The sequence below is a fragment of the Streptomyces thermodiastaticus genome, from assembly GCF_014656135.1.
Classification (GTDB): Bacteria; Actinomycetota; Actinomycetes; order Streptomycetales; family Streptomycetaceae; genus Streptomyces; species Streptomyces thermodiastaticus.
Map to the genome: position 1 here is coordinate 71,008 of NZ_BNBV01000004.1, position 9,352 is coordinate 80,359.

The following is a 9,352-nucleotide window of genomic DNA, read 5'->3' on the forward strand; positions in this document are numbered from 1 at the left end:
GGATGCTCAGCCGCGCCGCCTGCGCTTCTTGAGCAGCAGCCGGGGCAGCCCGGCCGGGACCGGCTCCCGGGTCGTCGCCGGGGTGGGCAGCGGCGCGGCGGCCAGCGAGCCGTCCGGCAGCGGCGCGGTCCGCCCGGCCGGCACCAGGCGCAGCACCCGGCACTCGCGGGCCCAGCGCTCGGTCATGGCCTCTCCGTCGGGGGCGTTGAGACGCTTGCTCTTCAGCTCGGCCACCGTCTCCTGCCACACCTCACAGCCCGGGGCCGGCTCCTCGACCGTCGCGGCCCAGGTGACCAACCGGCCGCCCTTGTCCTTGCTGCGCACCGTCACCTCGACGGTGTCCCCGGCGGCCAGCCCGTGCAGCGGCTGCTCGCCGGGCCCGTCGCCGACCAGGCAGGCCGCGCCCGCGTGCCAGACGTGCCAGACGGCACGGGCCGGAGCACCGGGCGGTGCGACCCAGACGAGTCCGGATTTCTTGCCGGCCTCTTCGATGAGGGCCTGGTCGAGCAGCTCGCTGGTCATGGCAGAAGGGTAACGAGGCCGGTCACAGCCAGCCGTTGCGCTTGAGCGTGCGGTGGATGCCCAGACAGATCGTGACCGTGATGGCCATGATCACCGGATAGCCGTACTTCCAGTGCAGCTCCGGCATGTGATCGAAGTTCATGCCGTACACCCCGCACACCATCGTCGGCACGGCGATGATCGCGGCCCAGGCGGTGATCTTGCGCATGTCCTCGTTCTGCGCCACGGAGGCCTGCGCGAGGTTGGCCTGGAGGATGGAGTTGAGCAGCTCGTCGAAGCCCATGACCTGCTCCTGCACCCGGGCCAGGTGGTCGGCCACGTCCCGGAAGTACTTCTGGATGTCCGGGTCGATCAGCCGCATCGGGCGCTCGCTGAGCAGCTGCATGGGCCGCAGCAGCGGCAGCACCGCCCGCTTGAACTCCATCACCTCGCGCTTGAGCTGGTAGATCCGCCCGGCGTCGGTGCCGCGCGGGGTGCCACCGCGGCCCGGGGAGAACACCTCGGTCTCCACCTCGTCGACGTCGTCCTGCAGCGCGGCGCCGACCGCGATGTAGCCGTCGACGACATGGTCGGCGATGGAGTGCAGCACCGCCGAGGGGCCCTTGCCCAGCAGGTCGGGGTTGTCCTGCAGCCGGCGCCGCAGGGCGCGCAGCGAGCCCTGCCCGCCGTGCCGGACGGTGATGAAGAAGTCCCGTCCGGTGAAGCACATCACCTCGCCGGTCTCGACGACCTCGCTGTTGGCGGTGAGCCGGTCGTGGTCGACGTAGTGGACGGTCTTGAAGACAGTGAACAGGCAGTCGTCGTAACGTTCCAGCTTGGGCCGCTGGTGGGCGCTGACCGCGTCCTCCACGGCCAGCGGGTGCAGCCCGAACTCCGCGGCGATGCCCGCCAGTTCCGACTCGGTGGGCTCGTGCAGACCGATCCACACGAAGCCGCCGTCGCGCCGCACCTGGCGCATCGCCTCCTGCGGCGACAGCGGTCCGTCGGACGGCACGCGCACGCCGTCGCGGTAGACGGCGCAGTCGACGACGGCGGAGGGCGTGGCGGGGTCGCGGGTGGTGTCGTAGATGCCGGTGTCCTTGCGCTGCGCGGAGCGGGACGGGCGGACCACGGCACGCAGGTCTCGGATCATGGACATGGCAGGGCTCCTTCGCGACGAGCGACGAAGAGGCGCAGCGCGGCGGCTGGAACTGCCCGGAATGAGGACGTTCCGCAGGGTCTTCCGCACGCACGGCACAGGGGCCGCAAGGCCTTCCCGTGTCAGGGGCCGGTCACGGCGGAAGAAGGATGTTTCGCACGTCCACAAAGCGGGGAGCACCGCACCGTCGCGGTGTCGGTCTTCGTCGCTGATTCGGATCGGACAGACCAGGTGCGCCGACCGGGAGAGCCGAGGCGGACGGCCGGTCGGACCAGGTGCTCTTCCGCGCGACACGCGCCAGGGCGCGTGGGCGAGAGGTGGCGGTCAGCCGGAGCCAGGACAGCCAGCTGCTTCAGCGGCAGGAAGAGCGGGTGCTACTGCACGGTCGACTTCGATCCATGACAGCCCCACCTCCTCCGGCCGGTCCCTCGTGAGGGAGTTCCTTCGGGTGCCGGGACCCGACGCGATGCTTCTGCATGCGGCCCCGAACCACCGGGTAAGACTATCAGTTTCCCGGCGTGTCAAGGCGCCGCTTTGCCTGCTGCTGACGAGTTCTATGCTCGCCGCATGGCTGATGTTCTTCCTCTGGTCGAGGCCCGGTTGCGTTCCGCACTGGGCGAGCCGGACGCGCGCGCCGGGGTCACCTTCCTCGGCACGGACCGCATCGAGGTGCTGCGCTTCCGGGACGAGGACCAGGAAGGACCCCTCGTCCGCTACGCCACCCTCGGCATGTCCGCGCACCCGATGACCGACCCCACGGCACTGGTCGCCGACCCGGTGAAGGGGCCGCGCGCCGAACTGGTGCTGTCGGTGCGTCAGGGGCGTGCCGACACCGACAAGGTGCTCCGTCCGCTCGCCGTGCTCGCGGCGTCCCCGCAGGTCGAAGGGGTCGTCGTGGCGCCGGGTGCGTCGTTGGACCTGGGGGAGCCCCTGTGGCCGGGCGCCGGCTTCACCTCGGTGCTGGTGGCCGAGCCGGGCGGGCTGGTGGAGGATCTGGAGCTGGACGAGCCGCTGGATCCGGTGCGGTTCCTGCCGCTGCTGCCCATGACCCCGAACGAGGCGGCGTACAAGCGCGTGCACGGGGCGCAGGCCCTGCGGGAACGCTGGCTGACGCACGGCACGGACCTGCGGGATCCGGTGCGCAGGTCCGTGCCGCTCGGCTGAGCGTTCGCTCCCGCCGGCCGTGACGGATCTCACCGGCGGGCGGGCTGCGGTCAGTCGGCGAAGGCGGCGACGCCGTCCTGGGCGGCGTGCGGCGCCCGGGCCTGATCGGCCTCGTGCCGCAGCGCCCGCCGCCGGGCCAGGATCAGCAGGGCGCCGGCCACGGCGGTGACGCCCGCGACCACGAACGGCATGTGGATGTCGGTCCACTCCTCGATCTTCGGCGCCGGCCAGGGCGCGGCGGCCGCCGCGAACCAGCGCACGACGTTGTAGCCGGCGCTGGCCACCGGGCGCGGTGCGTCGGAGACGCCGAGGGCCAGTTCGGTGAAGACGGTGTTGTTCACGCCGATGAACGCGCCGGACAGGACGGTGCAGACGATCGCCATGGTGTGGTTGCCGTAGCCGAGGATCACCACGTCCGCGGCGAGCAGCGCCAGCGAGCCGCCGAGCACTGTCAGCGAGCCGAAGCGTTCCTGCACGCGCGGGGCGACGAGCACCGAGAACACGGCCAGCAGGACACCCCAGGCGAAGAACACCGCGCCGGACTTGTACGGCGTCATGTCCAGCACGAACGGGGTGAAGGCCAGCACCGTGAAGAACGTGTAGTTGTAGAAGGACGCCGAGATCGCCGCGGAGGCCAGGCCGCCGTGGCCGAGCGCCTTGACCGGGTCCAGCAGCGAGGTCCTGCGGGCGGGCTTGGGCTGCTCCTTCAAGAACGCCGCGATGCACAGGAAGCCGACGGTCATCAGGAACGCCGTGCCGAAGAACGGGTAGCGCCAGCCTGCGTTGCCCAGCAGCGCCCACCAGCGGGCCGCAGGCCATGCCCAGGCCCAGCGCCGACTCGTACAGCAGGATGGCCGCCGCGCTGCCGCCGGCCGCCGCGCCGACGATGACCGCGAGCGCGGTGGAGACGAACAGGGCGTTGCCCAGACCCCAGCCGGCCCGGAAGCCGACCAGCCCGCCGACCGAGCCGGAGGTGCCGGACAGCGCCGCGAAGACCACGACGAAAGCGAGGCCGAGCAGCAGGGTAAATGCAACGCACATCTGATTCGGGCGGCCGGTGCCCCGCCGCCCGTCCCCACCGGACGGGTGATCGTCCTTGACGCGGCGCGGAACGGGTAGGACCGTGGAGCCCTATGAGGGGCGAACCCAGTTGCCCGAAGTGCGGTGGCCGGGTCAGGGCTCCCGGACTCTTCAACGACTCCTGGCAGTGCGATGCGCATGGGACGGTGTATCCGCTGCAGCCCGTGATCCCGCCCAGCGTCGAGGCCCTCAACGTCGTCGTGCGGCGCGCACAGGTCCCCGTGTGGATGCCCTGGCCGCTGCCGGTGGGCTGGCTGTTCACTGGCGTGGCCTGCGCCGGTGACGACCGCAGCGGCGGCCGGGCCACCGCGGTGGCCTGCTCCGGCCCGGGGCCGCTCGGCGGCATGGGTGAGCTGATCCTGGTCGCCGAGGAACTCGGCGTGGGTCTCGGCGCCCGCTACGCCGGCATCGGGGGCCCCGACCCCGGACCCCGCCTGGACGTGGAGAAGCCGCCGGACGCCAAGGTGCTCGCCGGCGGCCGCCCGACCCCGCTGTGGCTCGTCTCCGGCACCCCGGCCGACCGCGCCGTCTTCGCCGGCGAGGCCTGCGGGCTGTGGCTGTGGGCCGTGGTCTGGCCCGAGCAGTCCGGGCTGCTGCTCTACGACGAGCTGGTGCTGGCCGACCTGCGGGAGGCGGGCGCCGAGGTGGAACTGGTGCCCTACGGCGCGCTCTCCCCGCGCCTGCTGCACCCCTGAGCGGAGACCGCCGTGGCCGCGATGATCGCCGTGTAGGGGGCGCAGCCGGGGGCCGTCTGTGACAGGGGTGCCGCCACCAGCCGTTATCCTTCAGGGTGTCATCGTCCGACCGTCACTGAAGGAGGCTGCGCGTGCGCATCGATCTGCACACCCACTCCACCGCCTCCGACGGCACGGACACCCCGGCCGACCTGGTGCGCAACGCCGCCGCGGCCGGACTCGACGTGGTCGCGCTGACCGACCACGACACCACCCGGGGCCACGCGGAGGCCCGCGCCGCGCTGCCCGCCGGGCTCACCCTGGTCCCCGGCGCGGAGCTGTCCTGCCGGCTCGACGGCGTCAGCATGCACCTGCTGGCCTACCTCTTCGACCCCGAGGAACCCGCCCTGCTCGCCGAGCGGGAACTGACCCGCGACGACCGGGTGCCGCGCGCCAAGGCCATCATCGCCAAGCTCAACGACCTGGGCGTCCCGGTCACCTGGGAGCAGGTCGCACGGATCGCCGGCGACGGCTCGGTCGGACGGCCGCACATCGCCTCGGCGCTGGTGGAACTGGGCGTCGTCAAGACCGTGAGCGACGCCTTCACCGACCAGTGGCTCGCCGACGGGGGCCGGGCATACGTGGAGAAGCACGAGACCGACCCCTTCAAGGCCATCCAGCTGGTCAAGAACGCCGGCGGGGTGTGCGTCTTCGCCCACCCGGCCGCCGCCAAGCGCGGCCGCACCGTCCCCGAGTCGGCGATCGCCGAGATGGCCGCCGCCGGCCTCGACGGCATCGAGGTCGACCACATGGACCACGACGCCGGCACGCGGGCGCGGCTGCGCGGTCTGGCGAAGGAGCTGGGGCTGCTGGTCACCGGCTCCAGCGATTACCACGGCAGCCGCAAGACCGTCGCGCTCGGCGACTACACCACCGACCCCGAGGTCTACGGGGAGATCACCCGCCGGGCGACCGGCGCGTTCCCGGTCCCCGGCACCGGCGGAGCCTGACCGCCCGCCCGCGGTCCGCGCGCTCCCGCCCGCGGTCCGGTGCCGTGCACCCCGCAGGTCACCGCAGAGCCGGCGGCCTGCGCCGGATGACCTGACCTGACCACGCGCAGGGCGCGCCCGCGTCCTGCGCCCCGGCACGGACACGACCGGCCGTGCAACGCGTCCCGACCGGTGCGCGTTGTGCCCGGACGGCCAGGACGGCACGCCGCGGACGCTCTTCCTTCCTCATCCTTCCTTCCGCACGTTCTCGCAAGGCTGTACCACACGTATGTTCGACGTCGCTGTCTTCGGCTCTCTGTTCGTCACGCTTTTTGTCATCATGGATCCCCCCGGGATCACGCCGATCTTCCTGGCGCTCACCGCGGGGCGCCCCGTGAAGGTGCAGCGGCGCATGGCCGTCCAGGCGGTCTGCGTGGCCGGCGGGGTCATCGCCGTCTTCGGTGTCCTCGGCCACCAGATCCTCGACTACCTGCACGTCTCCGTCCCGGCGCTGATGATCGCCGGCGGGCTGCTCCTGCTCCTCATCGCGCTCGACCTGCTCACCGGCAAGAACGAGGAGCCCAAGGCCACCAAGGACGTCAATGTGGCGCTGGTGCCGCTCGGCATGCCGCTGCTGGCCGGTCCCGGTGCGATCGTCTCGGTGATCCTGGCCGTGCAGAAGGCCCACAGTGTCACCGCGCAGATATCCGTGTGGTCGGCGATCCTCGCCATCCATGTGGTGCTGTGGCTGGTGATGCGCTACTCGCTGCTGATCATCCGGGTGATCAAGGACGGGGGAGTGGTGCTGGTGACCCGACTGGCGGGCATGATGCTCTCCGCGATCGCCGTGCAGCAGATCATCAACGGGGTCACCCAGGTGATCAACGGCGCCTGAGCATATCTGCGTGGCCTCCCGCACCGCGGACACCCCGCACCGCGGACACCCCGCACACGCACGAAGCCCCCGTACGGAACAGGACCCGTACGGGGGCTTCGGTTCGCGTCGCTCGCGATGCTGTGCGGCAGCCGGATGCCGTGGGCGCCGGAGTGCCCGGAGGCGCCGGGCGCCGGATGCTGCGGAGGCCCGGCGGTGTCGGAGGTCTTATGAGGCAGGGGTCTCGGCCGGGCGGATCCACAGTCGCTGGCCGATCTCGGCGGCTTGCCGGACGATCTGATCGACGGAGGCGGCGTCCACGACCGTGCTGTCTACGGTGGTGCCGTCCACGTGGTCCAGGCGCATGATCTCGAAGCGCACAGGCTTCTCCCTTCGTCTGGTCATCCTCCTGAGGAGAATTGCTGGTGAGGAAGGCGCGGGTGTTCGGTGTCCCGCGTTCCACAAGGATCAACGCAGTGTGGACATGAAACATTCCCTACGCTAAGGAAATTTTTCGACCATCTAATCAGGTGAGGCTGAGCGCCCCAGATCGACCGTTCGGGACCGGTTGTGTTCACAGCGTGACCGCCGGGACAATGGAGGGCGATGAACGAGGGCATGCACGAGGAGCACGCGGCGCTGGCCGCCCGCATCGACCGCACCAACGAGCTGCTGGAGCGCATGCTCGTCGAGGTGGCCAAGACCCCCTCGACGCACGCGATCTTCGTCGACGCCGGGTACCTCTACGCCGCCGTGGGCCGGCTCGTCGCCGGGACGGAGGACCGCCGCGCCTTCGACCTGGACGCCGGCGGCTTGATCGAGGCGCTCATCGAGCGTGCCCGCACGGTCTTCGCCGACAGCCGGCTGCTGCGCGTGTACTGGTACGACGGCGCCCGCCGCCGCATCCACACCGCCGAGCAGCAGGGCATCGCCGAACTGCCCGACGTCAAGGTCCGGCTGGGCAATCTCAACGCCAACAACCAGCAGAAGGGCGTGGACTCGCTGATCCGCAGCGACCTGGAGTCGCTGGCCCGGCATCGCGCGATCAGCGACGCGGCACTCCTCGGCGGCGACGAGGACCTGGTCTCGGCGGTCGAGGCCGCCCAGGGCTACGGCGCCCGGGTCCACCTGTGGGGCATCGAGTCCCCCGAGGGCCGCAACCAAGCCGAGCCGCTGCTGTGGGAGGTCGACAGCCAGCGCACCCTCGACCTGGACTTCTTCAAGCCCTACGTCTCTCGCCGCACCGCGGCGACCCTTCCGGTGGCCGGCGCCCGGCCGACCCGCGACGACGTGCGCTTCGTAGGTGCCCAGATAGCCGCCAAGTGGCTGGCCGAACGCGGCCGGGACACCCTGATCGAACTCCTCCCCGGCCACCCCTATCTGCCCGGTTCCGTGGACCAGGACCTGCTGGTGGAGGCCGAGAGCCTGCTGCAGTACTCCCTGCGCGGCCAGGCCGACCTGCGCCGCTCCCTGCGCGACGGCTTCTGGGACCATCTGCAGACCCAGTACTAGGCCCGAAGGCTCGGGCCTTCGCAGACCCAGTTCCAGGCCCGCAGGCCCGGGCCTCGACGGCGGCGGCACGACCGGGGACCCCGCCCGGGACCTCAGGCTTCGTCGGTGTCGGCGGCCTCGGCGGGAACGGTGTCCCAGAAGTCGGCCAGAGCACGGGCGGTCGCGAGCGGCTGGTCGCAGTTGGGGGAGTGCTCCGCGCCGTCGATCACCGTGCGCCGGGCCCCGAGCCGTGCGGCCATGTCGTCCAGCAGCGAAACGGGCCAGGTGTCGTCCCGTACCCCCGACAGCACGTGGAACGGCAGCGGGACGGCGGCCAGCTCCGCGACCCGGTCCGGTTCCTCGCACAACTGGCGTCCGGTGGCCAGCAGTTGCGCGGGCTTGGTGGCCAGCCAGCGGCGGCGCAGATCCTCCGCGCGGGCCACCGCCGGGGCCGGGGCACTCGCGGCCGGTGCACAGGCGGCGGGCCCGGCGCCGGTGACGGCCTCCTCCGGTGCCTCGGTGCCCTGCATGACCTGCCACACCTGGGCCATGGTCATCATCGCGAGGGCGTCCCGCAGCAGCTTCACCCGCTGCTGCTGGGCCTCGGAGATCTGAGCCGGCCCGGAGGCCATCAGGGTGAGCGAGCGGAAGAGGGAGTGGTCCAGGAGCACGGCCGCACGGGCGATCTGCCCGCCGAGGCTGTGGCCCACCAGATGGACGCGGGTGCCCAGCGCCCCGGCCTGCGCGAGAACGTCCCGGGCGAGCTCCTCCTGCGCATACGCCGACTCGTCGTCCGCCGGTCCGTCCGACTCGAACTGTCCGCGTCCGTCCACCGCGACGGTCCGGTAACCGCGGGCCGCCAGCGGGGCGTGCAGCGGGTTGAAGTCCTCCTTGCTGCCGGTGTAGCCGGGCAGCAGCAGCGCGGTGCCGCGCGGTTCGGTGCCGGCCGCCGCGGGGGCGTCCACGACGGCGAACTCCCCGCGCGCGGTGCGCAGACGACGGGCGCGGGCTCCAGGAGGCGGGACGAAGGTCGGCGGCTGGCTCATGCGGTGAGGCTACCGGGCCTGACCCGTACACGCCGAACGCTACGGGGGCACGGCATCCGGGACACGGCACGCGGGCGCAGGACACCCTGGAACGCCGCCGGCCCGGGTCCCAGGGAGGAACCGGGCCGGCGGCGTACGCGGGGGCGTCGTCAGGCGTCCGCGGACTCCACCGCGGCCGCCGTCTTCCGGGTACGACGCGTCCTCGGCTTCGTGCCGTCCTCCGCCTCACCGGTGGCCTGCGCGGGAATCTCCGCCCCCGCGGCCGAGGCGGCCGCCTTGCGGGTACGGCGACGCGGCTTGGCCTCCTCGGCCGGTGCCGCGTCCGTGGTGCCGGTCGTGCCGGCGGCCTCGCCGGCGGCGGCGGCCTTCTTGCG

10 protein-coding genes and 1 pseudogene are annotated in these 9,352 nt (G+C 72.1%); 5 read left to right on the forward strand and 6 right to left on the reverse strand.

All coding sequences use genetic code 11. From position 1 onward, the window contains the following. Positions 1-6 precede the first annotated feature (6 nt). Both IE286_RS05625 and IE286_RS05630 read right to left on the reverse strand, forming a co-directional pair. Positions 7-522 (reverse strand): hypothetical protein, encoded by a 516-nt coding sequence (locus IE286_RS05625; protein WP_189795498.1) that lies wholly within the window; start codon positions 520-522, stop codon positions 7-9. Positions 523-544: 22 nt separating this feature from the next. Beyond that, the gene (locus IE286_RS05630) at positions 545-1,660 is read right to left on the reverse strand and encodes a magnesium and cobalt transport protein CorA (RefSeq protein ID WP_189795499.1); all 1,116 of its coding nucleotides are present in this window, start codon (positions 1,658-1,660) and stop codon (positions 545-547) included. A gap of 567 nt (positions 1,661-2,227) precedes the next feature. On the opposite strand from IE286_RS05630, the gene IE286_RS05635 reads away from it, so the two are divergent. Beyond that, positions 2,228-2,824, forward strand: coding sequence for a suppressor of fused domain protein (locus tag IE286_RS05635; protein ID WP_189795500.1), 597 nt, complete (start codon positions 2,228-2,230; stop codon positions 2,822-2,824). A 50-nt stretch (positions 2,825-2,874) separates the two neighbouring features. On the opposite strand, the pseudogene IE286_RS05640 reads toward IE286_RS05635, so the two are convergent. Continuing rightward, positions 2,875-3,850 (reverse strand): annotated as a pseudogene (locus tag IE286_RS05640) (MFS transporter); the annotation flags it as partial. 107 nt (positions 3,851-3,957) lie between these two features. Between IE286_RS05640 and IE286_RS05645 the strand changes: the two are divergent. The 3 genes from IE286_RS05645 (at position 3,958) to IE286_RS05655 (ending at position 6,462) form a co-directional block, all read left to right on the forward strand. Next, the gene (locus tag IE286_RS05645; RefSeq protein WP_189795501.1) at positions 3,958-4,599 is read left to right on the forward strand and encodes a DUF6758 family protein; all 642 of its coding nucleotides are present in this window, start codon (positions 3,958-3,960) and stop codon (positions 4,597-4,599) included. 131 nt (positions 4,600-4,730) lie between these two features. Beyond that, entirely contained in the window at positions 4,731-5,588 is an 858-nt protein-coding gene (locus tag IE286_RS05650; protein WP_189795502.1) for a PHP domain-containing protein, read from the forward strand. Positions 5,589-5,856: 268 nt separating this feature from the next. Beyond that, the gene (locus IE286_RS05655) at positions 5,857-6,462 is read left to right on the forward strand and encodes a MarC family protein (protein ID WP_189795503.1); all 606 of its coding nucleotides are present in this window, start codon (positions 5,857-5,859) and stop codon (positions 6,460-6,462) included. 207 nt (positions 6,463-6,669) lie between these two features. Here the strand turns inward: IE286_RS05655 and IE286_RS05660 are convergent, their stop codons facing one another. Next, on the reverse strand, positions 6,670-6,822 hold the full coding sequence (locus IE286_RS05660; RefSeq protein WP_505014447.1) for a DUF8834 family protein: 153 nt from the start codon (positions 6,820-6,822) through the stop codon (positions 6,670-6,672). A gap of 237 nt (positions 6,823-7,059) precedes the next feature. Between IE286_RS05660 and IE286_RS05665 the strand changes: the two genes are divergently transcribed. Continuing rightward, positions 7,060-7,953 carry an NYN domain-containing protein gene (locus IE286_RS05665; protein WP_189795694.1) on the forward strand — a complete coding sequence of 298 codons (894 nt, stop codon included), beginning with the start codon at positions 7,060-7,062 and terminating at the stop codon, positions 7,951-7,953. 92 nt (positions 7,954-8,045) lie between these two features. On the opposite strand, the gene IE286_RS05670 is transcribed toward IE286_RS05665, so the two are convergent. Further along, positions 8,046-8,978 (reverse strand): alpha/beta fold hydrolase, encoded by a 933-nt coding sequence (locus IE286_RS05670; RefSeq protein WP_189795504.1) that lies wholly within the window; start codon positions 8,976-8,978, stop codon positions 8,046-8,048. A gap of 149 nt (positions 8,979-9,127) precedes the next feature. Beyond that, positions 9,128-9,352 (reverse strand): hypothetical protein (locus tag IE286_RS27050; protein WP_229861983.1); only part of this gene is annotated, 225 nt, incomplete at its 5' end.

Excerpts from the sequence above, each read along its gene's own strand:
- IE286_RS05665 (WP_189795694.1), top strand. The coding sequence starts at position 7,060 with ATGCACGAGGAGCACGCGGCGCTGGCCGCCCGCATCGACCGCACCAAC.
- IE286_RS05635 (WP_189795500.1), top strand. The coding sequence starts at position 2,228 with ATGGCTGATGTTCTTCCTCTGGTCGAGGCCCGGTTGCGTTCCGCACTG.
- IE286_RS05645 (WP_189795501.1), top strand. The coding sequence starts at position 3,958 with ATGAGGGGCGAACCCAGTTGCCCGAAGTGCGGTGGCCGGGTCAGGGCT.
- IE286_RS05630 (WP_189795499.1), bottom strand. The coding sequence starts at position 1,660 with ATGTCCATGATCCGAGACCTGCGTGCCGTGGTCCGCCCGTCCCGCTCC.
- IE286_RS05655 (WP_189795503.1), top strand. The coding sequence starts at position 5,857 with ATGTTCGACGTCGCTGTCTTCGGCTCTCTGTTCGTCACGCTTTTTGTC.
- IE286_RS05670 (WP_189795504.1), bottom strand. The coding sequence starts at position 8,978 with ATGAGCCAGCCGCCGACCTTCGTCCCGCCTCCTGGAGCCCGCGCCCGT.
- IE286_RS05625 (WP_189795498.1), bottom strand. The coding sequence starts at position 522 with ATGACCAGCGAGCTGCTCGACCAGGCCCTCATCGAAGAGGCCGGCAAG.